Genomic DNA, 26,885 nt, shown 5'->3' with positions numbered 1-26,885 from the left:
GAAAATTCTAAATCAATCAGTAAAGATCTCAAATGAGGTCTTTTTTTCGTATCCAATACCTACTTTATTTAAGCAGATTCGCTATTCCAATATAAATTTTTCATGAAATGAAAAGTCTTTGGAAAAACTGTTCGAGAGGTGATTGGAATGAAAAAGAATGGCATCAGAAAAGGAAGTATACTTATTACTGTATTTAGTGTTTGGATAAGCTTACCTATGAACTGGATAGAAGCTAGTCCGTATAAGAATCAACAAGAAGAAAATATAATGCACGTCCTTAGGTACCAACAATCTACGACTGATGCGTCATTTAGTAAAGGTTATAAAGTGGCTAAACATAGACTCGATCGAGCTCTGCAACAAAAGACGGATGAGGATAAAGCCATTATTTTAGATTTAGATGAAACCGTATTGAATAACCGCCCTTTTTTAGCTAAGTTGGCTCAAAAGAAAAGCTCCTTTAATGATAAAGAATGGGATGCATGGGTCTACCAAGCAAATGCCAAACCTCTGCCTGGTGCATCAGAGTTCCTTCAATATGCGGATATGAAAGGAATCCAAATCTTTTATGTGTCAAACAGGAAAAAACATTTATATGAGGCTACTGAAAAGAATCTGAAGAGGGCTGGATTACCGCAAACGGATCAAGGACATCTTATTTTACTGACAGATGAAGTGAATACAGAATCAAGAAGGAAAGCAATCGAAAAGAATCATAGCGTCATTCTGAACCTCGGTGATAATTTGATTAATTTTTCCAAGTAAATTGATACTTATGATCATCAAGAACGAATGCAGCAAGTTGGATAAAAGAACAGGCAGGAAATAAGTATAAGTGTTATCAACTTCATACAGGGGAACTGGAAAAAGGAGATACGTTATTTACTGGAAGTTGATGGTTAAACAAATGTCAGTTCCGATTGTGGAGCTGACTATTTTATTTTAAATCGAAAACTTATACCGGAGCTTTACCCCACCTATATCACACCTATCCCCGGTCAAAGGTGGCGTAAAGGTATGGGAAAGGTGGGAGAAAGGAGGAATCCCCTGGCTATGGACCATCTATGCCCCACCTATGCTACCTCTCTCCTAAACCTATATCTGATCAATAGATATCAGATCCCTTACCTTACTATATCGTTTAAATGTCCTATTCCTATTGTTGTATACTAAAAATATAAGAAGAGAGGTGGTCGATGATGAATATTTATTTTGCGAATGATATCAGAGAAGTCGACAGTAAAGCTGACGCGGATGGGCTATCCATCTTTACTTTAATGGAAAACTCTGGACAGGCTTTGTTCAGAGAAGTATCCAGTTTAATTCAGAGGGAAGATGAAGTTGGAATCATCGCTGGGCAAGGAAATAATGGAGGCGATGCGATTGTCCTTGCGAGATTATTGCTGAATCACGGTTATAAGGCGACGCTTATTTTGCCGTTTGGATTGCCAAAGTCTGAAGTTGCGCAACAGCATTTTTCTTATTTTATTACTTGTGGATACCCATACACCCAAACGATTGAAAATGAATATGATGTTCTGGTAGATGGGCTCTTTGGAATTGGGTTTAAACCGCCGTTTTCCAGTCATGCGGATCGAGTGCTTGCCTACTGGAACCAATCATTGGCTCTGAAAATTGCGATTGATATTCCTTCAGGTGTTGAAGCAGATAGAGGTAATGTAGTGACTGCCTTTAAAGCAGATTACACATTATGCTTACATGGGGTTAAGCCTTCAGCTTTTTTAGTGCCTTCGGCTGAATACTATGGGACAGTCAAATCGTTGGATATTGGATTGGTACAGCAATCAGGCTGGAGAGTATGGACAGAGGAAGATGTTAAACAAACATGGCCTGCTTTACCAAATAATCCGCACAAAGGATCATTTGGAACCGGATTATTAATTGCTGGCAGTGAGGAAATGCCAGGTTGTGCACTTCTGTCTGGTCTTGGTGCTATGCGTTCCGGAATTGGCAAACTGACAATCGCAACCGATAAAAGTGTAGCACAAATTGTTTGTCAGAGACTTCCTGAAGCAACCTATTGGTATCACACGCTTCAACAATTAAAAGAAAATAAACAGCTATCCAGTATGAAAGCAGCAGCAATCGGTCCTGGTTTGGATTTGGATGAACAATTGGAGGATAAAGTTCAATTTTTATTGAATCAACCTGATTTGCCTCTTATTTTAGATGCCGCTGCCCTGCAAAAAAGAGAGTATCCAAAAGGGCGTCCGGCACCGGTCATTTTGACACCTCATCCCGGAGAGATGGCTCGAATTACAGGATTATCTTCTAGGTGGATCAATGAAAACCGCATTTCGGTTGCTCGTGATTTTGCTATTGAACATGAGGTAACAGTTATTTTAAAAGGAGTAAATACGGTTATCGCTTTTCCAGATGGAACTGGCTATATCAATCAAACGGGAAATCGCGGTCTTTCAAAAGGCGGTTCTGGAGACACATTGCTTGGAATTATTTTAGGATTACTGTGTCAATCTGAACCTTTCTCACACTATACAACAGCCGTGTCGAATGCGGTTTATCTTCATGGGAAATCGTCAGAATATTGGGCGATTGAACGTGTACCTAGCGCAATGCTAGCAACAGATATTATGGAGGTCTGGCCATATCTTTTAAAACAATTAAATATTAAAAAATAGGTAGAAAGGTATTAATTTAGCAAAAAAACGGGAATAGACAAATAAAAACATGGAAAGGAGTCTCTTGATGAATCGAGTCTATACTTACACCAAGAAAGAAGAAGTCGTCAATGCGATTACGCATGGGATAGGAGCAGCTTTATCCTTTGCGGCCCTAATCTTAATGATTGTTTTTTCTATAACGAATGGAGCTGGCGATAGGCTATCAGTTGTTTTGGTCTATGGAATATCGATGTTGATGCTTTTTACATTCTCGACTCTGACTCATGCATTTCCTGAGGGCAAAGTCAAAGTGATTATGGAATTCTTTGATCATACCTCCATCTATTTATTTATTGCAGGAACGTATACACCGTATGCAATCATTGCAATTGGAGGGAAAACAGGATATGCATTATTGGCGATTATCTGGACGTTGGCAATAGCCGGAATTGTTTTTAAAGCCATTTTCCTAAGGAAATTTGTCATTCTCTCTACAATAATCTATATCATCATGGGCTGGTTAATTGTTGTAGCATGGGAGCCGTTAAAAATGGCAGTTCCTCCAACTGGATTAATGATGCTTGTGTATGGCGGATTATTATACACGGTAGGAAGCATCTTTTATGTATGGAGAGGGTTTCCATATCACCATGCGATTTGGCATCTGATGGTCTTGGTTGCTTCTATTCTGCACTTTTTATCTATCTTTTTGTATGTATTACCTATGTAAATTAAAAAAATGTCGATTCAATACTCCAACAAAGGTTTGGAGTTTGAATCGACATTTTTTAATATCTTTTTTGATTTTGTAAGAAATGTAACGTTTTCTCACCAACTGCTCGCGCGCTTTGTGGATTTTGTCCTGTAATCACTCGCTCATTTTCCACCACATGTGATGTGAAAGGAACGGTTGATTTTGTGAATTTTCCAGCTTTAGCGGTTAACTCATTTTGAAGCTTGAATGGTATTTTATGTGATGCAAACATGATCGTTTCTTCCATATTTGTATAACCGGTTACTGTTTTTCCTTCCAAGAGATGAGTCCCATCTGATAATACAACATTTAATAAAGCAGCAGGTCCGTGGCAAACAGCCGAAACGACACCGCCTTTTTCATATATTTCAGCGGTTAACTTTTGAATGCTGGACTGGTTAGGGAAGTCCCACATCGTTCCATGTCCGCCGGCAAAATAGATGCAGCCATACTCGTCAGATGTTATTTCATCGATAGAAGTGGTTTTATCCAATCTACTAATAAAATACGGATCCAGATAGTATTCCTTTGTCCTGTTATCCAGCAAGACAGGGAGAAGGCTTTTCGGATCAAGTGGTACTTTTCCTCCTTTTGTGGAAACTATATCAACCTCATATCCTGCCAATTTTAAACAATCATAAAAATGTACAAGTTCGCTTAACCATAAACCCGTTTTGTCTTTTTCATTTTTCATATATTCATGGCTCGTCACAACAGCCAATACTTTCTTTTTCGCCATTAAAAATCCTCCTATCTGTAAAGTGTAATTTTAACATAAATTGACTCTATTGACCTATTATTATGGTGTTGTGAAATAAAGGAAGGGGTAAGGTTTGTTATTTGGTACTTATTATGGAACGTTGCCCCACTAAGGACAAGTTATAGTGCTGTATTTCTTAAAAATTGCTAAATTTCATTGGTTAACTTTCCAATAAAAAAAGAATAAAAGTTCTAATCTACTCTAGAAACTCAAGATACAAGAGGAACGATACTTCCAAGTTTTATCTAGATTTAACCAAAGAATATTTAATATAAATTAATTACGAAAGCGATTTCCAAAATAATGGTCATTTTTCCCAATAAATGGTTGATTTTTCCGAATAGTCGATTTATAATCACTAATGAAAGCGGTTTCTAATCTCTGATAATGATATGATTTAAATTCTTTTTGGAAACCGGTTTCTAAACGGTGGTGCTATTATCATTTTTTTAAAGATTAATATGGTAAAGGGGGTTAAGCAGTACAGAATCCAAATTTATATTTATTGCATCATCCATTGGATGATGGTCTGACCAAATTATTATAGGGGGTTTTACAATTGAAAAGCTTAAAAAAATTGGCTGCAATCGGATTATCAACGGTCCTGGCGCTGTCGTTGGCAGCATGTAAGGATGATGAAAAGACTTCTTCAAACGGTGGTAAAAGTGGGGAAAAAGTTACTCTGGATTTCTGGACTTTCGGAGCTACGAATTATGAGGATCTTGCGAAGGAATATGAGAAGGAAAATCCAAACGTCACGATTAAAGTAAGAGCAGCTGAAACAGCAGATCATCATGATGCTTTATTTACTGCTTTATCTGCTGGAAGTGGAGCACCTGATATCACGATGTTGGAAATTGACCAACTGGACCGTTTTAAAGGAGCGCAGGATCGCTTTGAAAACTTATATGATCTTGGTGCAAAAGATATTCAGGATCAGTACTTAGATTGGAAATGGAAAACAGGGGAGAATGATAGTGGGAATTTCCTGATTGGTCTGCCAACAGATATTGGACCGAAAGCCTTATACTATCGTGCAGATTTATTTGAAGCTGCAGGTCTTCCAACAGATCCTGAGGAAGTAGCCACACTGATTAATTCACCAAAAGCTTTTGAAGAAGCTGGTGTGAAGGTGAAGGAAAAAACAGGCAAGGTATTTATAGATAGTATCGAAATGGCATTCAGAGCTTACTTGGATGGTGCAGAAACAACATTCCTTAATTCTAAAGGGGAGTTATTGATCGAAGAGGATGGTAACGCTGTTAAAGAAGCTTATGATTATGCTGTGAAATTGAATGAGATGGGTATTGTTGGTAAATTTGAAATGTGGTCTCCGGAGTGGGCAAATGCTGTAAATAAAGGTGAATTTGCTGCTGAATTAGGGGCTGGATGGTTAAAAGGCTGGATGGAAGGGAATGCGCAAGAAGCTTCCGGTAAATGGAGAGTTGCGACATTGCCATCTGAATTTGCGGCAAACTGGGGTGGCTCATTCATCTCCATACCAAGCGAAACGAAAAATGCGAAAGAAGCATATAAATTTACTTCATGGTTAGTTTCTCCAGACAATCAACTAAAATCCTTCCAAGACAAGGGACTTTTCCCTTCCGCACAAGCTGTATATGAAATGGATGCTTTCAAAACAAACGAAGATGCTTTCTTTGGCGGTCAAGCAACAGCACCTGTATTTGCAAAAGCAGCACAGGATATCAGTGGGGCTGTTTATAAAGGAGAAAAATACTTCCCAATCTATTCAGAAGTATTGAATGGCTTAAAGAACGTTCAAAATAAAGGAACGGATCCTGAAAAAGAATGGAAAGCCGCTGTTAAACGCTCCAAGGGCTTACTAAACCGGTAATTTCAATAGATTACTAATAAGGTGGGAATCGGCGTGACTTTCATGGATACGTCGCTCCCATCTTTGATAAGAAAAGAGGTGTGAAAATGGATCCAGTGAAAGCGAATCCTAGTATGAACGAAATCAAAGTTAAAAAGAAGCGAGCTAGATCTGAGGCAAAAAAAGATATGTATTCCGCTTATTTATACATTGCTCCTTTCTTTATCATTTTTGCGATTATTGGTTTATATCCTATGATTTTCAGTATTTATTTAGCATTTCAAAAGTGGAACGGTCTCAGTCCCATGGTCTCAGTGGGGTTGGATAATTTTAAGGTTGTTTTAACAGACCCTCTATTTTGGAAAGCTGTTTATAATACGATTGTTATGGGCATTATGGGCACGGCTCCGCAAATTGTGTTTGGAATCATTTTTGCTTATCTGTTAAATCTAGCCTTCCTAAGATTTAAAAACTTCTTCAGAGTCACTATTTTTATGCCTTATATTACATCAATGGTTGCGGTAGCCTTGATTTTCAGTGTGCTGTTTAGTAATCATGAATCCTCCTTAGCCAATTATGTTCTTAGTTTAGCAGGTCTTGATCCAGTAAGCTGGGCAAGTTCAGAATGGGGAACGAAAATTGCGATATCCATTATGGTCTTTTGGCGATGGGTTGGCTATAATACAATCATTTACCTAGCAGGGATTCAGAGTATTCCCAATGATTTGTATGAAGCTGCCACGATTGATGGGGCAAATAAAACCCAACAATTTCGTTACATAACCATTCCTATGTTAAAACCATTTATTATACTGACTGTCTTTACTTCTACCGTTGGAGCTTTGCAGCTGTTTTCCGAGCCTACTATATTTATGGGAACAGGCGCCTTTACAAGAGATGAGGCTATGACGATTGTTATGTACCTGTATCGTGATGCTTTCAGATTGCAATCCTTTGGTACTGCTTCTGCAACAGCTATTATTTTGCTGGTATTAATCTCAGTGATTGCAGCAATCAATGTATACTTAACTTCTGGAGTTGGAAGAAAAAGGAGGGGTGGGAAATGAATAAAAATAAAAAAGTGAGGAAATTTTCCATAAGCAAACTATTAGTTTATACCTTATTGGGCATCTCCTCCTTATTATCCTTGTTCCCGTTTTATTGGATGTTTGTAATGGCGACTAGTCCAAGCTCGGCCTTTAACTCGATTCCTCCCACCCTTACACCGGGGAATATGTTAGTTGAAAATTTTAAAAAGGTATTAAATCAAATTGATTTCTTCGGTTCGATGTGGAACTCATTTGTCATTTGTGCCATTGTAACAATCGTTGTTCTATTCATTAGTTCATTGGCCGGTTTTGCCTTTGCTAAGTTTACATTCCGGGGAAAAAATGTACTATTTATCGCGATTTTGCTAACGATGATTATTCCGCCGCAATTGGGTTTAATCCCTCAATATTTCCTTATATCAAAGGCGGGCATGCTTGATACATTACCAGGGGTAATGGTGCTGTTCTTTTTAAATCCTTTGGGTATCTTTCTCATGAGGCAATATATTAGTAAATCGGTTCCTGATGAACTTATCGAAGCAGCAAAGTTAGATGGCTGTTCGAACTTTAGAATTTATCGCAGTATCATCGTGCCGATTACTCTCCCTGCATTTGCAACGTTGGGTATTATTGTCTTTACGGCAGTATGGGGTGAGTTCCTATGGCAGTTTACCGTGTTAAGAGATCCGGAAAATTATACGATTCAGGTAGCATTGGCTCAATTAAGCAATACACATAATGTGGATTTTGGAATGATTATGTCAGGTGTATTTTGGGCAACAGTACCGTTATTACTAGTATTTTTATTTTTCAACAGGTTGTTTATTTCGAGTATTACTGAAGGCTCAGTTAAATAAACATTCCTTCCAAATTTTATGCTTAACTATTGAAACTCCTATTAACCTAAAAATGGGTAACCAAACTACTCGCATTTAGAAGGGATTAACATGAATTTAACGATTAAAGATATTGCACAAATGGCCAATGTATCTCAAGGTACAGTTTCAAAAGTAATCAATAATTATGAGGGAATAAGTGAAAAAACGAAAAAAAAAGTGATGGATATTATTAACCAAAGTGGTTACGAGCCAAACTTTTCTGCCAGATCATTGGCTACGAAAAAGTCAAATCTAATTGGGTTAATTTATGCCGGAAGAATTAATGTTGATATGGCCCATCCTTATTTTAATGAGGTTATCTCTTCATTTAAAAAGAATATAGGTTTACTGGGTTACGATATTTTAATGTTTTCAAACGAACATTTTCAGTCGGATAATGGAAGTTATTTAGCAAGATGCCGGCATTTTAATGTGGATGGCTGTTTAATTATTGCTGGTGAAGAGGTGGAGGAATCTACCTACGCTTTAGCTTTAGCCGGCCTGCCCTGTATCGGAATCGATATTGAATTAAAAGGGCCAAAGGCTAGCTATATTATGACTGATAATTTGGGCTTGTCGAGAAAAGTGGTGGAATATCTGTATCTTCATGCTATTAAAAAGATTGGTTTTATTGGCGGTATATTTGATTCTCCTGTTTCGATCTTTCGCAAAAAAGGTTTCCTGGAAGCACTGAATCAATTTGGACTCGAAATTTGTGAGGACTGGATTCAATACGGTGATTTTCATGAGGAAAGCGGGTATGCGGCAATGAAGAAAATCCTGTGCTCTAAAACGCTGCCAGAAGCAATTTTTGCGACATCAGATATGATGGCCCTCGGAGCTTTGCAAGCTATTAAAGAAGCAGGCTTAAGCTGTCCAGATGATATCCGGTTAATTGGCTGTGATGATATTGCAGCCTGCCGTTATAGTTCTCCAAAATTAACAACGGTGAAACAGGATAAGGAAAAGTTCGGTAAATTATCCGCCTATATGCTCGACGATTTAATTAATGATAGATCCCAATTAAAACCGGTATTTATTGATTCCGAATTAATTATCCGAGAATCCTGTTAATCAAAGTTTCATAGACTTCGAGGTTCACAGAAGCTGATAAATTCTGATGTTTTCGATGTATGAAGCTATTTTATAACCCATAAGAAACACAGATATATTGGATATGATAATTGTATGAAAAATTGGGTTGCTGGAGGTTATATAGTGAATTACTATGCGGTACTTGATGTTGGTGGCTCTGCCATTAAATATGCACTTATGGATGAAACGGGATGTTTTATTGAAAAATCCTCACTTCCAACTCCTAAAGAGAGTCTTACCGAATTTATAAATACAATTGATATGATCGTGAAGGATTTTAAAAATAAATATGTGATAAAAGGTCTGGCGGTGAGTATGCCTGGTGCGGTAAATATTGAAACCGGGATCATAGAGGGGATCACAGCACTCCCTTATATCCATGGCCCTAATATAAAAGAACTCCTTCAGGAACGGACAAATTTACCGGTAGAATTGGAGAATGACGCTAATTGTGCTGGTTTGGCGGAGGGCTGGATTGGTGCAGCAAAGGATGTACAGGATTATCTTTGTATAGTGATTGGCACCGGTATAGGCGGTGCCGTCGTACTCGATAAAAAAGTTCGGCATGGGAGAAATGGGTTTGCTGGAGAATTCGGATATATGAAGATGGAGGGCTATTTGGGAACACAACCAGCAGAAACCTATAGCACGTTGGCAGCCGTAGGAGGCTTGATCAAGCAGGTTGCTAAACGAAAAGAGAGAGACCCCGATACTTTTACCGGTAAGATGATCTTTGAGCTTGCTGAACAGGGTGATACAGAGGTACAGGAAGAGATTGATAAGTTTATGCGTCGGCTTGCTGTTGGCATATATAATCTACAATTTATTCTGGATCCGGATAAGATTTTGATTGGCGGTGCAATCAGTAATCGCGAAGGATTTATCGACAAGATTAATGAAACATTAAACGAAATGAAATATGAAACAGATGGATTAACGGTCAAAGTTGAAAAATGTCAGTTTGGAAATGATTCGAATCTAATTGGTGCTTTGTATCATTTTTTACAGCGGCAGAAGGACTCCATTTTGGTTTAAAGCTAGATTGGGAGAATGTCTAAGTGACTATGTTATAAAAGGAAAAGACAACATTCAGACGGAAGGGAGACTAAAGCGATATGTATAAAACATTAAAACCGTTTCCGACAGACTTTTTATGGGGAGCTGCTTCTGCTGCCTATCAAATTGAAGGTGCATGGGATATAGACGGAAAAGGGGTTAGTAATTGGGACCAATTTGTACGTATCCCGGGTAAGACATATAAAGGGACGACGGGAGATGTCGCAGTAGACCATTATCATCGTTATAAGGAAGATGTCCGTTTAATGGCAGAAATGGGTTTAAAGGCGTACCGTTTTTCTGTATCATGGCCGCGTATTTTTCCAAATGGAAGAGGTGAAATCAACGAGCAGGGACTCGCCTTTTATGATGATTTGATTAATGAGCTGCGAAAATATCAAATTGAGCCTATCTTAACCTTGTACCATTGGGATTTACCACAAGCACTTCAGGACGAATATGGCGGATGGGAGTCCAGAAGAATCATTGAGGATTTTACGAATTATAGTGTGGAATGTTTTAAACGCTTTGGAGATCGTGTGAAGTACTGGGTCAGCTTAAATGAACAAAATATTTTTACTCGCCATGGATATGATCAAGGTTCACATCCACCGGGCGTAAAGGATACAAAGTTATTCTACCAAGTGAATCATCACGCAAACCTGGCCAATGCCAGTGTCATCAAAGCATTCCGTCAATATGTCCCGGATGGACAGATTGGTCCGAGCTTTGCCTATGGTCCAGCTTACCCGGCATCTTCAAAGCCGGAAGATATTTTGGCTGCTGAGAATGCAGAGGAGTTGAATAGCCATTGGTGGATGGATATATATACTTGGGGAAAATACCCGAAGGCAGCATGGAACTACTTGGTTGAAGAAGGTCTTGCTCCTGAAGTGGAAGAGGAGGACTTTGTTTTATTAAGAGAAGGTAAGCCAGACTTTATGGGCTTAAACTATTACCAAAGCTCGACCTTTGAAGTCAATCCTTTAGAAGGCGGAGTGGGTGCCGGTGAAATGAATACAACCGGGATCAAAGGGACATCAAAGGATTCTGGAATTCCAGGACTATACAAAACTACGAAGAATCCAAACCTTGAACGGACGAATTGGGATTGGAATATTGATCCGCAAGGGCTGAGAACTGCGCTGCGCCGAATCACAAACCGATATGATTTGCCGATATTGATAAGTGAAAATGGACTCGGTGCATTTGATAAGGTAGAGGAACATGACCAAATCCATGATGATTACCGGATCGAGTACCTTCAGGCTCATGTGAAAGCAATTCAAGACGCCATTTCTGATGGTTCCGAAGTGATTGGCTATTGTGTCTGGTCTTTCACAGATTTACTAAGTTGGTTGAATGGTTTCCAAAAACGCTACGGGTTCGTCTATGTTAATCAGCACGAAGAAGGCACGCATGACTTACGCCGTATCAAAAAGGATAGCTTCTATTGGTACAAGCAAGTCATTGAATCGAATGGAATTTAGAGAAAGCGGAGGAATACTTCGCTTTCTTTTTTATGCAATCAATTAAGAGTTTTGTTTCTATTGCGATTAAAAAACTTCTGTATACATTTCTTTGAAAAAGTAAGTATATGAATTGAAGGTAAATAGGGTCGACGAAAGGCACAAAGTATATTTTTAAGGGCAAAAAAGCATTTATAATAGCTTTCATCGAAAATGATGGATTTAACTCAGTCTACTTGACCATGCAAATAATGCTTGTCTACATACAATATTTTATACCAACAAGAAAGGAGGAAATATCAATGAGTTCAATAAGAATTGAGGATTTACTTGCATTTATACAAGCTCAACTACAAAAGCAACAACAGCAACAATTAAGCAATCAAGAAAACGATCAAGATCAAGAAACAGATCAAGAAACAGACCAAGATCAAGACCAAGATCAAGACCAAGATCAAGATCAAGACCAAGACCAAGATCAAGACCAAGACCAAGACCAAGACCAAGATCAAGACCAAGATCAAGATCAAGATCAAGATCAAGATCAAGACCAAGATCAAGATCAAGATCAAGACCAAGATCAAGATCAAGACCAAGATCAAGATCAAGACCAAGACCAAGAACAAAATCAACGAACTGAACAAAAATTCCATTTTGATGTAAAAAATGGTAACGCGTTTGTTCAAAATAGTGGTAATTCAAGGGTTTAAAAATAATTTAGCAAAATGGTTGTATTATAAACCTTTTGCTAAATAAGTAACAGTATTACTGGAAAACCTAGGAAACGTTAAGTTTCTTAGGTTTTTTTAGGTCCTGTATCTTTAGCCTATACAATAAGATAATACTTTCATACAAATATAAAGTGAGGTGATTTCCGTGGATGAAGGCCAAGAAAAGTTAATAAAAGATATGGTGGAAGAACAGGTTAAACAATATTTTGAGCAAATAGAAAATAATTTTTCCGCAGAATTAAAAAATGAAAATGGGAATGCAAGTGTTAAACAAAGTGGAAATGGTATTGTATATATTGATAATACTGGGATTGCCTATGCGATGATCTTATTTTATCAATATTTTATTGGAAAGAACGATGATAAGATAGATATCGATTCATTGTTCATTAGATTAGATGCCTTATTAGATGAAAATCGTAAGTCATTTAAGGATTTAATTAAATCCATAAATAGTGAAGCTGATTAATTTTACGGTCCTAAGCAGACATAATGTTCTAAAAAGGAGGAGGGGGATGAATAAACAATTAATTAATTCAATTAAACCTGGACACATTTATGTCCTTTACTTTAAAAACGGAAAAAAAATAATACTGAAAATAACACATGTTAATAGTCGGAATGGATCTGTAAGAGGTTACGATTGTTTTGGTATGCAAATGATACTTTGTATTCATTGTATATATGGATTCGGAACATTAGCATCGTTTCCTAGGTTATGTCCTAAAATGGAAAAAAACAAAGGAATTCAAGATGTGAATGTGACACACAAATCAAATAAATCTTATGATGAATCACCATTAGAAAGTGAAAGAGTCATTGTACCCAATCCACCTTTAGATATTAAAGGCGAGAAAACAGAGGATGTAGATTTAATACAAGAACAAAATAATCCTTTGAGTTCAATAGAATATTCAAATAACAACAATCCTCAATCTAACCATAATTTGCCGAATAATATTAAACATGAGTCGATTATTGCAAAAGAAAGAAATACATTACTGTCTATAAAAATCATCAGTATTAATGGTAATTCAAGTATAGAAAAAAGTGGTGGATCAATTGCTGATTAAGATTGTATAATAATTTGTGAAGAGTTCGTTACCGCATATTGAAATTTTCATCAGACACCCACAAATGTTTGTTATGTTTATCTCATTTAGAGAAGAATAGACCAAGTCTTTCTCTTAAAATCCCTCATATAACGAATTTATGACGAATTCAATTATTTAGAAAAACAATAAAAGTATCATCTCAGATTGGTTATCAGGGTATCCACAGGGGAGTGACTTGCCAAAAAGGTAAGTCATTTTTATTTTAAAAAATACTCCTATACATTTATTAAAAGAGGCTGGGACAAAAGGTTTCCAGTAACTAAAAAAGCCGAACTATTATTAAATGCAGTGTTAGCATTATTTATAATAGTTCGGCTTTTTCTATTTAGATTAATAAAAATCCAATACATCATTCGGCTTTAGACATAATAAATTTAGTTATGTCCCAGCCTCTTTAATTAAGTATGAGCTACTTCTAATCTTTTCTTACTAGCTTTTTATTTTACCCTTTAACAAAAAGTTGGAGATAGCGAAACTGCATGCTCCAAGAGCGCCATTTATATCGGAATATTGTTTAAATGCAATGTCCCAAGTATGGCTGAGGGGAAGTAGAATGTTATTTTGATTTAAATAATGGCTAAGCAGATTGTTTAATACGGGTTCGTTAAATAGCTCTCCGTGTAAAATGATTTTATTTGTATCAATCAACATCGGTAAATTATTGATTGTAATAGACAGGTATTTAATGGCGTTATTAAGGATGTTGGTGACTCCTTCATCCCCCATTTTATAAGCACTTAAAATGGTTTCAATTGTGATGCTATGTTTATCTGGGGTTAATTGCCCCAAAAAAGTTGTATTCGAACTCTCATAAAGTATGCGGGATTTTTTTATAATCCAAGCCTCACTAGCGTATGTCTGCAAGCAGCCCCTTTTTCCACACTCACATAGTTCTCCGTCTGGGTGAACAATCGTATGACCTATTTCGCCTACCAAAAATTTGTTTTCTCCATAAGTATGTCCCTCATAAATATAAGAACAGAACATCCCTCTACTGACATGAAAGAAAATGAAATTATCATCTATATGATTCTTGCTGAATAGTCTCTCCGCGTTGGCCATACAATGAACATTATTTTTAAAGTAGATTGGTAATTCTACATTTTCCAGTAGAAGTCCTAGATTAAAGTTTTTCCAGTGTGTATTGTTGCTGTAAATGGTCTTACTTTTATCATTAAAATGTCCAGGCAATGCAATTCCGACGGCCTTTGGCTGATAGCTGTGATGACAATGAATAAAATGATTTAACTCCTCTATAAAATGAGCTTCTGTTAAAGCATCATTTTTATTTCCTGCATTAAACTTAATTACCTTCTCAGCATAGATTTTTCCGATATTATCACTTAGGCAAAACGAAAAATATTTTTCAGATAATTCACATCCAATATAAAAACTGTGATGTGCGGCAATATCTAAAAGAATCCGTTTACGTCCCGATTTATTATTTTCAGAAGAGTCTTCTCCTAATTCATAAATTAGGTTTTCTTTAAGTAAAGATCCAGTTATCTCACTAACTGTAGCAGGGGTAATACCTGTATGATTTGAAATCTCTATTCGTGAGATAGGACCATGGACATAAATTTTATCTAAAATTTTAGTACGCAGTTCTCTTTGTTTAGTTGTGAGTGTCATGATAATCTCCGTTCTTATTCTTATCTTAATTAATTATAAATTATAATTAATTTACTATTTAAAATCAATTTTCAAAAAACTTTTTCTTCCTTTATATATGGAAAGGTAAATGTGTGAAGTAAAAAAATACTAATACTATCAATAAATTGAAATTTCTTGATTGACAAAAGCGCTTTCATTAATTAGTGTTAAGATAGTTAATTATATTTTATTATTATTTAAATGATAAAAATAAGGTATTTTTATAGTCTTTGATAATAATTTATAAATAAAGGAAGATATTTTGATTTTCAAAGGAGGCTAAGAACGATACAAGGATTACTTATAAGATTAAAAGCATTCTATAAATGTAATTCATTTGGATATGAACCTTGAGGAGGAATTATACAGTGAGCAAAATGAATGAACTGTTGGAAAATAAAATGATGCCCATTGCTGGAAAATTAGGTAGTAATAAATTTCTGATTGCTATACGAGATGGTATTACGTTTGCAATGCCGTTAATTATTATTGGCTCACTTTTTATGATTATAGCTAGTTTCCCGGTGCCAGGTTGGGAAGCATGGTTGGGTAAGATGGGAATCGCAGACTTTTTATGGAAAGGCACTGACAGTAGTTTTGGGTTAATTGGTTTAATAGCCAGTTTTGGGATTGCTTATAGTTTAACAAGGCAGTTTAATGTAGACGGAATCGGTTCAGGCATTATCTCATTGTCTGCATTTATTATTGCAACTCCATTTATTTCTTCTGATGCTGGAGCTGGAATGCCAATTGCTTATATGGGAGCGAAAGGTTTATTTATTGCTATAATTATGGGTTTGCTTAATGGTTATATATATCAATGGTTCATTAATCGTAATATTCAGATTAAACTTCCGGAAAGCGTTCCGCCAGCTGTAGCCAGAAGCTTCAGTGCCATTATTCCGGGTGCAGTAATTATAACGATGTGGTTAATTATTTATTCTATTCTAAGTACGTTTGATTTACCAAATGTACATGACATTGCGCAAGTCATCTTAGGTAAACCATTAGGGTTATTGGGAAATAACGTTTTTGGTACAATCATCGTGGTAGGTCTCAATAGTTTATTCTGGTTTGTTGGTATCCATGGAGGTAATGTAGTTAACTCAGTTATGCAGCCTGTATGGATTGCCAACTTAGATGAAAATCGTGTGGCTTATCAAGCTGGTCAAGAATTACAAAATATTATTACACTACCCTTTATGGATAACTTCGTCTATATTGGCGGGGGCGGAGCTACGATTGGTTTAGTTTTAGTTCTCGGATATTTAGCACGTAAAAAGAAAACGAGCAAACAAACAAAAGCATTGGCACCGATTACCGTTGTACCAGGTTTATTTAATATTAATGAACCGACTATGTTTGGTATACCAGTAGTATTGAATGTAATGTTGTTCATTCCATTTATTCTTGCTCCAATGATAAATGTAGTGGTCACGTATTTAGCAATGGCCTCGGGTTTAGTACCGTTAACTAGAGCAGCAGCCTCCTGGACAATGCCTCCAATATTCAGTGGATTTTTAGTTACAGGTGATATAAGCGGGGCGATTTTGCAGATTGTTTTAATAATACTGGATATCTTACTTTACTTGCCATTCGTTTTAGCTGTTGAAAAGCGTTTCAAATCGCAAGAATAGTTTGACTATATAAAGTTACTGAACTACTAATTTATCTTTTGATTTGTTCTCAATGAAACTAAAAAATATAGGGATCAAATGATAGTTCCAATGCAAATAATGATTCTTGATTAATTAAGAATGAAAACATACTCTGGGCTACCACTATTAATGAAGAGATTGAAGTGTAAAAGTATGAATGATCAGGATTAGTGGATTAGTTCAAAAAAGCAATGAAGGGGACTTTAAAAATGAAAAAACGATTAATCAGTGCAAATGCATCAGAAATATTGGAAATGACTGCAGTAGAGTTGAAGCAAAGTATTAAAGCATGCGAAGGACGCGTTATTATGTCTGAAAATGTTGCGGTTCGTGAACCTTATATTGAAGATATTACAAATGCAGAAATTGCCCGCTCGTTTGGAGCAGACTTAATTCTCTTGAATGGTGTTGATGTGCTTTCGCCACATATTGCAGGATTAGAAAACGAAGAAGGTTCATTCGTAGAGGCACTTCACCGATTGGTCGGCCGTCCTATTGGTGTTAATCTAGAGCCAGTGGACAATTCAGCGAATATGGCAGAAGAAAGATTAATCATTTCAAAAGGTCGTCAAGCTAATCTAGAAACCATACAGGAAATTGAAAAATTAGGACTTGATTTTGTATGTTTTACAGGAAATCCTGGCACGGGTGTAACAAATGAGCAGATCCAAAAAACGATACAGCTTGCTAAAGAACATTTCTCGGGATTAATTATCGCAGGAAAAATGCATGGAGCAGGAGTGGATGAGCCAGTTGCAGATGCAGAAGTGGTGAAAGGTTATATTGATTCAGGTGCAGATATTATTTTAGTTCCTGCAGTGGGGACTGTTCCAGGCTTTGATGATGAAGAACTAAAGAAGATTGTAAAAAGTGCCCATCAACATGGTGCCCTTGTTTTATCTGCTATTGGTACAAGCCAAGAAAGTTCTGATGAAGACACGGTTAAACAAATTGCTATCCGGAATAAAATTTGTGGGGTGGATATTCAACATATCGGTGACGCGGGGTACGCCGGTCTTGCTCCTGTAGAAAATATATTTGCGATGAGTAAAGCTATTCGTGGTATTCGGCATACAGTCTCTATGGTTGCTCGTTCTATCAATAGGTAAGGCTCATATACTTAGTTTACTAGACAATAGAGGCATAAGCCCAATGCCTTGCCTGCTATAGTTCATTATTTTCATTGGAAGAAATTTGCGTGAACAGATATTTATATATCCTTATTAACTGACATCTTTAAACTAAAGAATGAAATCAAAGGAGGAACTAACAGTGAAAACTATTATGTTAGTATGTGCAGCAGGAATGAGTACAAGTTTATTAGTGACAAAAATGCAAAAGGCAGCAGAAGTGCGTGGAATCCAAGCTGATATTTTTGCCCAATCAGCACAAGAAATGGAATTTACTCTCGAACAGAAAAATGTAGATGTATTGTTATTAGGACCTCAAGTGAAATATATGCAAAATCAAATTGAATCAAAACTGGTCGGGAAAAACATTCCTGTAGCAGCAATTAATATGCAATATTACGGTATGATGAATGGTGAAAAGGTCCTTGATCAAGCACTGCAAATAATTGAAAACAAGTGATAAAAGGATAGCTGTTAATGGAAGGCGAGAAGGGGGGATACTATGTCATTAGAAGCAAATGATTACTATACTGTGGCGTTTAAGATTATTAGTAACGTAGGTGCGGCTAAAAGCTTAGTAATGGAAGCGCTTTATGCGGCGAAAGAAGGAAAATATGAATTAGCAGAAGAAAAGTTAGCTGAATCAAAACATTTCTTTGTAGAAGGTCATAAAACGCACGCCTCTTTAATTCAAAGAGAGGCAAATGGAGAAAAGCTTGAGTTCTCGCTTATATTTATGCATGCGGAAGACCAGATAATGAGTGTTGATACGATTACAATTCTAGTTACAGAAATGATTGAACTATATAAGCGTACAGCATAGAAGATGTGGACTGCTTACAAATTTGCATACATTTAAAATAGCTGAAATACACATAGCCACAAAAAGGGCTACGTGTATTTCGGCTTATATTTAGTTACGGTTTTTTTAAACCCAGTTTGTATAAAAGATTTCTTCTAAATCACATCGTTCCCAGATATGGACACTAGAGTAGTGCGGAAATAGGCTGGCACTGGATGTTCTAGTCCGATTATTATCGTAGTAGATTAAAGGAGTACTAAATATGGAAAGAATCCCTAATTGAATACCCTAGCATACGATTTTACGCTAGTCATTTTGAGCTATTCTACTATAATGAACGTCACTGATAAAGAATTGTTTTTATAAGTAGTGAAAATTGATAAAACCAACAGATAATTATATGATTATATTAAATAGTCAATCAAGTGTAAGTAGGTATGTTTAATACAGAGAACAATCCATAGTTTTCCTTAGAATGACTCAGGAATGGATAAAAGTATTGGTCCAAGAAATGTGCAGTGGGCATTCTGGGAATGTTGGGATGATAATAAGAAAGGGTGGTGGATTGTTATGAAAATTATCGTGTTTGGTGCAACAGGTGGTGTAGGTCAATCTGTTGTGCGTCAAGGAGTTGAGGCTGGTTTTGAGGTGACGGCGTTTGTACGTACTCCGGCCAAGCTAGACTTTTCCCATGAAAATTTAAAGATTATACAAGGAAATGCTTTTAATCTAGCGGAAGTAACAGAAGCGATTGCAGGTCATGATGCTGTTATATCTTGCTTAGGCTCGAATCAAGGGATGAAAAAATCAATCGAGCTTCAAGAGATGATAAAAAATATTGTTACTGGTATGAAGGAGCAACATGTAGAGCGGATTATCTACACTGCATCTGCGGGAGTCCATAAAGAATTAACAGGGCTAAGTGGTAAATTGGTCATGAGAATGCTTAAGAATCCTCTAATTGATCATCGGGCTGCAGTTGAATATATTCAATCACATGGATTGAACTACACCATTGTTCGACCGATGGGGCTAACGAATCATACCTTTACAGGAAAGTATAGAGAATCTGCAACAAGTGTACCAGAGAAATCAAGATCAATACCGCGTGCTGACGTCGCACATTTTATCTTAAAAGCATTAAAGGATAGCCGTTATGAACATACGTCAATCGGCATCTCTACTTGAGTTCCAAAACACGTTCGTTTTAACAAACTGAGAGGGTCAGGGTGTTAATCTTAAACTACTCAGTACTGTGTATATTATTAACTATTACTTTAATGGGAGATTCAAAAATTCCCGCTAGATACATTACAGCAACTGCATTATAAGTAAGAGCATGGGTATGTTTGTTTATTAAAACTTCCTATATTAAGTCTAAAGCCATTGATGAGTTCACTATATCAATGGCTTTTTTAACTCCATGAAAAAGTATTGGTAACACCGTTAAAAAACATCTACCGCTATAATATAAGATAAACTTTTTATGCGTTTATCTTTCCTTGAAAACGTAATTGTTATAATAAGTCTGAATATTTTGAATAAGTTCTATTTTTAATCATGCTCCTCGTTTATTATGAGAATGAGAGGTGGTGGTGTTAGTGGTGCTATATGAATTATCAAAGGAGTTATCTTATCCAGCCCTTTTGCTGGATTTAGATGCTTTAGATCAAAATTGCAGGAGAATCGCTGAAAAAGCAAATGGAAAAACGATCAGAATTGCTACTAAATCGATACGGTCTATTCCAGTTTTAAAAAGAATTCTCCAATCCAATCCTGTCTATAAAGGAGTAATGTGTTATAGCCCCTATGAAGCTATTTTTCTTGCAGAACAAGGCATTGAGGATATCCTGATAGGTTATCCATGCTGGGATTCCAAACCTCTTAGCAAAATAGCTGAACTAAATGGAAAAGGTCATCAAATTACCTGTATGGTCGATTCCTTTGAACAGATTAAACATTTAAATGCGATTGCTAAGGAAGCAAATGGATTTTTTTATTTATGCATCGATATTGATATGAGCACCACATTTGGTAATCTCCATTTTGGAGTAAGACGTTCCCCATTAAAAACAGAAGAAGGCGTGATTCAGCTAGTACGAATTATACAGGAATATCCATCGCTAAAGCTTCTGGGAATCATGGGTTATGAAGCACAAATAGCTGGGGTAGGTGATCATTTGCCATCTCAGAGGCTTAAAAATATGGCTGTTGCTTTTATGAAAAAGAAATCAATTGATAAAATCAAACGGCGAAGGGAGAGGATTGTTCAATCTCTTAAGAGTGAGGGTGTACAATTAGTATTTGTTAATGGAGGAGGAACGGGAAGTCTTGAAACTACATCAAAAGAAGAGGTTGTTACGGAACTGACAGCGGGATCAGGTTTCTATGCTCCTTTGTTGTTTGATTATTACCGAAATTTTCGCTTCACACCTGCCTTATATTTCGCATTGCCAGTCGTTAGAAAACCAACTCCAAATATTTATACTTGTCTTGGAGGTGGATATGTCTCATCTGGAGTGCATGGTCAGGATAAGGTGCCATTGCCTATTTACCCGCCGGGTGGTAAATTATTGTCATTTGAAGGAGCTGGGGAGGTGCAAACCCCTGTTTATTATGAAAAGGAAACGTTGGAAATTGGAGATGTCATTATCTTCAGGGCAGCGAAAGCTGGAGAAATTTGTGAACGGTTTAATGAAATCATTTGTCTTGCTAATCAACAAATCGTTGATCGATTTCTTACCTATCGGGGGGAAGGGAAATGCTTTCTGTAATGAAGACGATACAAGGCAAACGATGGAGAAATTGGTCTCAAACATGTGAAAGTATCCCGGAAAAAATCCTGTATCCATCCTCAATTGAGGAGGTTGCTTCAATCGTTAAAGAAGCGTCGAAACAAGAGAAAAGAATCAGAGTTGTAGGAGCTGGGCATTCATTTACGAGTTTAGTAAAAACGGATGATTGGCTCATATCTCTTGATTTACTTAGTGGAATTGAACAACTCGATGAGGCAGCCAGTACAGTTACCATCCTGGGTGGTACCCGGTTATTTCAATTAGGAGAAGTGCTTGGACAAGAAGGATATTCTCAGGAAAATTTAGGCGACATCAATGTCCAAAGTATTGCGGGTGCTATTTCAACTGGAACGCATGGAACTGGACTGAAGTTTGGTAATATTCCAACCCAAGTAGTAGAAATCGTCATTGTTACAGCATCTGGAGATGTTCTTACCGTTTCTGAGGAACAAAATCCTCAATATTTCAATGCTTGTCTCATATCGCTTGGAGTTCTTGGAATCATTGTAAAAGTAAAACTGAAGATAATTAAAACACTTATATATGAATACAGAAGTGAAAGAAAAGAATATCCACTTTTTGAGCAACAGCTTGAATGCTATATCCATGAAAACCGTCACTTTGAATTTTTTCTATTCCCATATTCAGATTGTGTACAAGTTAAAACGATGAATATTACAAATCGTAAACCAAAGGGCTTATTCTTTCATAACTTAAAAAATCTCATTTTTGAAAACTATTTATTTTTTGTACTGTCAGAGGTATGTCGTGTGTTACCAAGGAGCAGTCAAACCATAAGTAGAATATCTGCAAAGGCCGTAGGAACAACAACCATTACGGCAAAAAGCTATGAGATTTTTGCTAGTCCAAGACTTGTGAAGTTCAGGGAAATGGAATATTGTATTCCACTTCATTACTTTAAGCCGGCCATTCAAGAGATTCGAAAGTGTATTGAAGTAAAGAAGCATAAGGTTCATTTTCCGATAGAATGCAGGACGGTCAAGGCAGACGACATTTGGTTTAGTCCTTCTTATCAGAGAGATTCCGCCTATATTGCTTTCCATATGTATAAAGGCATGCCATATGAAGAATATTTTCAAGAGATGGAAGCGATTATGCGGAAGTATGAAGGAAGACCACATTGGGGTAAAATGCATAGCCTAGGTAAAAAAGAATTATATTCCTGCTACCCCAAACTGCCGGATTTTCAAGCCATAAGGTATGAACTTGACCCGCAAGGAATTTTCCTAAACGACTATATTAAAAAGATAATTATTGATGAATAAGAGAATGGCCTTACTATAATCTAATTCTTCTTTACAAGTGAAATGGCGGCCAGATGTTCAGCAAGAGGAGGGTACGGAATCAGTGGTATGCTCCCTACCGCTACTAAGTATAGTTGCCTATCAAGTGAAATCTTCAACACCTATCAAACAGAAAAAAAGCTGGAGTCCGATTCGATGTTATCGGATCGGGCTGTTTCGTTTGCTATATTGCTGCTATTCTTGTATGTTCCTCAATTACTCGGAAGTTTCCACTTTATTTGGAACAATAGAGTCCCCGTTGTAATGCAAAAAGGAGTGCCTTTCCAAAATGTCGAAATAAGTATGTTATCAGACAAACACTAAGACCCTAATAACAACCTGCTTAAATGTTTTTTTTCACGAGTGGTTTCGACTTGTTTTTCCATGAATTGACAAAAACTACATTTTAGACTGCCTGTCGAACTTTATTATGCCGCTGATATCACTCAAGGTAATTTTGAATCAATAAAAGCATTTCAGCAATAAAAAGAGACTTATCATACAGAGAACCAGAATTTATAATTTAAGGTATAATACGGAAACTTCTATTCCATCAGAGGCAGCTATTTGAAGCGTCCTAACTAGGATAAGTTACTCCTTTGTTCTTAAAAAGGTATAAAATATACAGCTTCATTAAGCTATTTCTGTAGGTATTATCATAGAAGATATGGTAGCAACAACTAATGTTACTACTTAAAAGCTTATAAATAATAAATTGAACGATTAAAGTTGTCAGCATTTGGAGGTAGATTATGGTAAAAGACGATGGAATTTGCAGAATACTGATTGTAGATGATGAAATACTAATTAGACAGGGAATTAAGCATTATTTAGATTGGGAGTCTGAAGGTTTTCAAATCGTTGGAGAAGCTTCAAATGGTCAGGAAGCATTGGAAATGATAGAAGTTTTGAGTCCGCAAATCATTATTACAGACATCGTCATGCCTATCATGAATGGAGAAGAATTAACACGAGTCGTTAAAGAAAAATATCCCCAAATAGAGGTCATTATCCTGAGCAGTTATGGCGAATTTGACTATGTACGCTCGGCCTTTCAATGTGGAGTGGTCGATTATATTTTAAAACCAAAGCTCGAGGCGCAAAGTCTATTAAAAGTTTTAAAAACCGCTGTTAAAAGAATACCAGGTTTTCAATCAAGGGAAAAGGAACTGAATGTAAGTCTATCTATCGATCAAATTATCAACAGGTTAGTTTTAGGGTATGATGTACATTTTGATTCAAAACAGATTATTAGAGCTTTTCCTTACAGTCATTACAGTTTATTGGGTGTGGACTTAAAAAAACACCCATCCAAGGGTGCTGCTGAATTTTTAATTCAAGTCAAAACTAAGGTTGAAAACGTATTCAACAAAAAGATAAGCGAGGTCTCTTACTATTCTTTTAACTATGATCCGCATATCATTGTATTTCTTTTGAATACAAATCAAGATCATATGACAAGGGTTAAGGATGTTGCTAATCAATTGGCAGCTTCACAGGTCGCATGTGGTTTTGCTTTAACGGAGGGATTCCAAAGTTTTGGTCAATTAGGAGGAATTTTAAAGAACAGCCTTCTAAAACTGTTAAACTATCGCTTTTATTTTCCTGATATCTTAGTTCTAACTGAACGATCTTTACCTAAGACTGTACATAGGAGTGAAAAATTCAATCTGGATTGGTTTACAGAAGAGTTCAGAAATAAGCACTTTGATTCGGCTTTTCACTATTTAAGGAATCATGCCCTAAAATTATCTAATTGTTTTTTTGTGGATGTTTTCGAGTATAAATCATTTATCAGTAACATCATATTTAACATTACAATCCTCCTTGGCAATATGAATTATGATATCAAAGAGCTTGAACAAAGCAGGTACTCGTTTTTCAAGCTCATTGATGAAGCACATTCTGTAAATGAGACAATTAAACTTTTGGATTGTTTTATTGAGGAAGCGAATAAATGCATATTCTTAATGGAAAATCGAGCAGAGAATATCACTATGAAGAAGTTTATGGACTACATAAAGAGTCATTATGCAGAGCCGCTTACCTTAACCGATGTGGCTACTTATTTTCATTTTAATCCTTCTTATATTTCAAGCTATTTTACAACTCATAATCATGAAGGATTTATAGATTCTTTGAATAGAATCCGGATTGAAGAGGCATGTAAGCTACTCCTTAACGAAACAGCTACTATCGCAGAAATAAGTGAAATGGTCGGTTTTTCGGAGCATAGCTATTTTTGCAAAGTATTTAAAAAAATAAAGGGGATGTCCCCTAGTCAATACAAAAGAAAACAATTTATAGGATAAGGGACGTGATTAAATATGAGACTTATACCCGAGCGATTTAAACACCACACTTTATTTATTACGATTTCCCTTATCACCTTCACCATTATCATTCTTGTTTCTGTGACGATTACATGGACAACAATTCGCATGTCGGAGGAATTCTTTTTTGAAAAATTCAGTATTACGAATGCGAAAATAATAAACGAAATAAAAGAACGCTTTGAGTCTTTTCATTATTCTATTGTCATTGCGTCAAATAATATTTTACAAAGCGGCACAATTAAGACCAACCTAACTGAGGAGCAAACGAATGCTCAAAAAATGATCTCATTTTATACGATGGGGGAATATATTAAACAAATTCAATCGAATATTGAAGCTTACGAGCTTGAAATCATCGTTAAAGGAGAAAATGGGGTTACCTTAACGACCAATCGTACCCACTGGCCGATATCTGATCAGGAGCTTAATGAAAGTATCTTAACAAGCAATACATTTAAAGAACCGAAACGGCTTCTGTATCAATATGATGAACGTAAGAGCGAAACGAGAAGTATTGAGGATAGAAGGTATGTTGTAGCTACAAAAGCGTTAATGGATCGACTTTCCGGTACTGTTTATGGCTCCATGTATTTTTCTTATAGGGAAAGTGAATTCAAAAAGGTCTATTCCAACTATACTAGCCCTGGGAATGATATTTTCATTATTGATAAATCAGGGAGGATTGTTTCCAGTAACCAGTCTCAATTTATTGGGCAAAAGGAAGTGGAACTCCTTCGGTATGCGAAAGAGAGTAAAAACAACTCAAATAATTATATGATTGGTAGTTTTAAAGGGAAGGATCAGGTCATTTTTGTAGAAGCACTTCCCTCTTTTGATATGTATTTATTTAATATTATTGATAAAGAAAAGACATTTGGAAATTTAATTGATAAGAGAAAAATTGTATTGATCTCGCTAGGGATTGTTTTGATAGGTCTGGTCAGTATATTTTTCGTATCAAAAAGATTGACTAATTCTTTATCAAGACTTGTTAGACAGATTGAAAATGCGCCAAAATCTAAATTTCGTCAAAACGTGGCTGTTTTAGGTACATATGAAACGAGGCAAATCGGAAATGCTTTTAATTCCATGCTGGATGAGCTGCATGAATATGTTGAGCAGTTAATGCTGTCGCAAAAACAGAAACGGAATGCGGAGCTGGCAGCCCTGCAGCGACAAATCAATCCACATTTCTTGTACAATACATTAGCTTCCATTAAATTTATGGTTCAGCAAGACCGCAAGGAAGATACGGAAGCTATGATTACTGCTTTGATTTCCTTACTTCAAAATACAATAGGCAATGTGAATGAAACGGTTACTGTTAAACAGGAACTGGATAATTTGAAAAACTATGTCTTCATTAATCAAAAACGTTATGGAAATAAAATACATGTAAGCTATATGGTTTCGCCAGATTGTATGGATTTTCATCTGCCTAAGCTAATTCTTCAACCTTTTATGGAAAATTCATTTTTCCATGGGTTCAATCGTAAAGCGGGGGGATCTATCCATGTCCTTATTTGGCAGGAAGAGAACAACCTGATTTGTGAAGTAGTAGATAATGGTGACGGAATAGCGGATGAGCAAGGTGAAAATCTTCCTAATCAAACGTACAAACGACAGCTTTTCTCAGGAATCGGTGTTAGGAATGTTCATGAGCGTATTCAACTTATATATGGAGAAGAATATGGAGTAACCATTTCCAGCAAACAGGGAGAAGGAACAAAGGTACGGATTATCATTCCTTCTCATATGGAACAAAAATCGTAATAAAATCTAAAGATATTCCAAATTCCCAAAAATGAATACGTTTTCAATTGG

23 protein-coding genes are annotated in these 26,885 nt (G+C 36.4%); 20 read left to right on the top strand and 3 right to left on the bottom strand.

What is annotated here, in order from left to right; translation table 11 throughout:
• Positions 1-147 precede the first annotated feature (147 nt).
• The 3 genes from FHY47_RS05500 to trhA all read left to right on the top strand — a co-directional run bounded on the left by FHY47_RS05500 (position 148) and on the right by trhA (position 3,372).
• Positions 148-765 carry a 5'-nucleotidase, lipoprotein e(P4) family gene (locus FHY47_RS05500; RefSeq protein ID WP_066106983.1) on the top strand — a complete coding sequence of 206 codons (618 nt, stop codon included), beginning with the start codon at positions 148-150 and terminating at the stop codon, positions 763-765.
• A 434-nt stretch (positions 766-1,199) separates the two neighbouring features.
• On the top strand, positions 1,200-2,660 hold the full coding sequence (locus tag FHY47_RS05495; protein WP_187393436.1) for an NAD(P)H-hydrate dehydratase: 1,461 nt from the start codon (positions 1,200-1,202) through the stop codon (positions 2,658-2,660).
• Positions 2,661-2,727: 67 nt separating this feature from the next.
• Positions 2,728-3,372: a PAQR family membrane homeostasis protein TrhA gene (trhA, locus tag FHY47_RS05490; protein WP_066106977.1), complete on the top strand. Its 645-nt coding sequence runs from the start codon at positions 2,728-2,730 to the stop codon at positions 3,370-3,372.
• A gap of 58 nt (positions 3,373-3,430) precedes the next feature.
• On the opposite strand, the gene FHY47_RS05485 is transcribed toward trhA, so the two are convergent.
• Positions 3,431-4,135, bottom strand: coding sequence for a type 1 glutamine amidotransferase domain-containing protein (locus tag FHY47_RS05485; RefSeq protein ID WP_148629792.1), 705 nt, complete (start codon positions 4,133-4,135; stop codon positions 3,431-3,433).
• A gap of 580 nt (positions 4,136-4,715) precedes the next feature.
• Here FHY47_RS05485 and FHY47_RS05480 point away from each other — a divergent pair.
• The 6 genes from FHY47_RS05480 to FHY47_RS05455 all read left to right on the top strand — a co-directional run bounded on the left by FHY47_RS05480 (position 4,716) and on the right by FHY47_RS05455 (position 11,558).
• A complete protein-coding gene (locus tag FHY47_RS05480) occupies positions 4,716-6,011 on the top strand; it encodes an ABC transporter substrate-binding protein (protein ID WP_148629791.1) in 1,296 nt (431 codons plus the stop codon).
• An 86-nt stretch (positions 6,012-6,097) separates the two neighbouring features.
• Positions 6,098-7,057, top strand: coding sequence for a carbohydrate ABC transporter permease (locus tag FHY47_RS05475; RefSeq protein ID WP_066106952.1), 960 nt, complete (start codon positions 6,098-6,100; stop codon positions 7,055-7,057).
• Complete coding sequence (locus FHY47_RS05470) at positions 7,054-7,896, top strand: carbohydrate ABC transporter permease (RefSeq protein ID WP_066106949.1); 843 nt, start codon at positions 7,054-7,056, stop codon at positions 7,894-7,896. The genes FHY47_RS05475 and FHY47_RS05470 overlap by 4 nt, the downstream gene beginning before the upstream one ends.
• 90 nt (positions 7,897-7,986) lie before the next feature.
• Positions 7,987-8,991: a LacI family DNA-binding transcriptional regulator gene (locus FHY47_RS05465; protein WP_148629790.1), complete on the top strand. Its 1,005-nt coding sequence runs from the start codon at positions 7,987-7,989 to the stop codon at positions 8,989-8,991.
• A 144-nt stretch (positions 8,992-9,135) separates the two neighbouring features.
• Positions 9,136-10,047 carry an ROK family protein gene (locus tag FHY47_RS05460; protein ID WP_139891832.1) on the top strand — a complete coding sequence of 304 codons (912 nt, stop codon included), beginning with the start codon at positions 9,136-9,138 and terminating at the stop codon, positions 10,045-10,047.
• Positions 10,048-10,127: 80 nt separating this feature from the next.
• Positions 10,128-11,558, top strand: a complete 1,431-nt coding sequence (locus FHY47_RS05455) for a glycoside hydrolase family 1 protein (protein WP_066106940.1) — start codon at positions 10,128-10,130, stop codon at positions 11,556-11,558.
• Positions 11,559-11,873: 315 nt separating this feature from the next.
• Here FHY47_RS05455 and FHY47_RS18870 read toward each other — a convergent pair whose 3' ends face one another.
• Entirely contained in the window at positions 11,874-12,239 is a 366-nt protein-coding gene (locus FHY47_RS18870) for a hypothetical protein (RefSeq protein WP_187393435.1), read from the bottom strand.
• Between the two features lie 174 nt (positions 12,240-12,413).
• Here FHY47_RS18870 and FHY47_RS05445 point away from each other — a divergent pair, with 174 nt between their 5' ends.
• Positions 12,414-12,737, top strand: coding sequence for a hypothetical protein (locus FHY47_RS05445; protein WP_140461549.1), 324 nt, complete (start codon positions 12,414-12,416; stop codon positions 12,735-12,737).
• Between the two features lie 46 nt (positions 12,738-12,783).
• Positions 12,784-13,341 carry a hypothetical protein gene (locus FHY47_RS05440; RefSeq protein WP_140461548.1) on the top strand — a complete coding sequence of 186 codons (558 nt, stop codon included), beginning with the start codon at positions 12,784-12,786 and terminating at the stop codon, positions 13,339-13,341.
• Between the two features lie 471 nt (positions 13,342-13,812).
• On the opposite strand, the gene FHY47_RS05435 is transcribed toward FHY47_RS05440, so the two are convergent.
• The gene (locus FHY47_RS05435; RefSeq protein ID WP_066103355.1) at positions 13,813-15,015 is read right to left on the bottom strand and encodes an ROK family transcriptional regulator; all 1,203 of its coding nucleotides are present in this window, start codon (positions 15,013-15,015) and stop codon (positions 13,813-13,815) included.
• Positions 15,016-15,413: 398 nt separating this feature from the next.
• On the opposite strand from FHY47_RS05435, the gene FHY47_RS05430 reads away from it, so the two are divergent.
• The 9 genes from FHY47_RS05430 (at position 15,414) to FHY47_RS05385 (ending at position 26,834) form a co-directional block, all read left to right on the top strand.
• Positions 15,414-16,673 (top strand): PTS sugar transporter subunit IIC, encoded by a 1,260-nt coding sequence (locus FHY47_RS05430; protein ID WP_066104263.1) that lies wholly within the window; start codon positions 15,414-15,416, stop codon positions 16,671-16,673.
• A 230-nt stretch (positions 16,674-16,903) separates the two neighbouring features.
• Positions 16,904-17,803, top strand: a complete 900-nt coding sequence (locus FHY47_RS05425; RefSeq protein WP_066103358.1) for a DUF7916 family protein — start codon at positions 16,904-16,906, stop codon at positions 17,801-17,803.
• A 163-nt stretch (positions 17,804-17,966) separates the two neighbouring features.
• Positions 17,967-18,284, top strand: a complete 318-nt coding sequence (locus FHY47_RS05420; RefSeq protein ID WP_302621338.1) for a PTS sugar transporter subunit IIB — start codon at positions 17,967-17,969, stop codon at positions 18,282-18,284.
• Positions 18,285-18,326: 42 nt separating this feature from the next.
• The gene (locus tag FHY47_RS05415) at positions 18,327-18,647 is read left to right on the top strand and encodes a PTS sugar transporter subunit IIA (protein WP_066103365.1); all 321 of its coding nucleotides are present in this window, start codon (positions 18,327-18,329) and stop codon (positions 18,645-18,647) included.
• Between the two features lie 465 nt (positions 18,648-19,112).
• Positions 19,113-19,814 carry an NAD(P)-dependent oxidoreductase gene (locus FHY47_RS05410; protein ID WP_262365969.1) on the top strand — a complete coding sequence of 234 codons (702 nt, stop codon included), beginning with the start codon at positions 19,113-19,115 and terminating at the stop codon, positions 19,812-19,814.
• Positions 19,815-20,227: 413 nt separating this feature from the next.
• Positions 20,228-21,400 carry an amino acid deaminase/aldolase gene (locus FHY47_RS05405; protein ID WP_262365968.1) on the top strand — a complete coding sequence of 391 codons (1,173 nt, stop codon included), beginning with the start codon at positions 20,228-20,230 and terminating at the stop codon, positions 21,398-21,400.
• Entirely contained in the window at positions 21,400-22,707 is a 1,308-nt protein-coding gene (locus FHY47_RS05400; RefSeq protein WP_180349966.1) for a D-arabinono-1,4-lactone oxidase, read from the top strand. Before FHY47_RS05405 ends, FHY47_RS05400 begins: the two co-directional genes overlap by 1 nt.
• A gap of 770 nt (positions 22,708-23,477) precedes the next feature.
• Complete coding sequence (locus FHY47_RS05390) at positions 23,478-25,037, top strand: response regulator transcription factor (protein ID WP_148629788.1); 1,560 nt, start codon at positions 23,478-23,480, stop codon at positions 25,035-25,037.
• A gap of 15 nt (positions 25,038-25,052) precedes the next feature.
• A complete protein-coding gene (locus tag FHY47_RS05385) occupies positions 25,053-26,834 on the top strand; it encodes a sensor histidine kinase (RefSeq protein WP_066103380.1) in 1,782 nt (593 codons plus the stop codon).
• Positions 26,835-26,885 lie beyond the last annotated feature (51 nt).

Source organism: Bacillus sp. E214, assembly GCF_008087365.1.
Lineage (GTDB): Bacteria > Bacillota > Bacilli > Bacillales > Pradoshiaceae > Pradoshia.
Note: the sequence above shows the minus strand (reverse complement) of the source record. Positions and strands in the feature narration are given on the sequence as shown.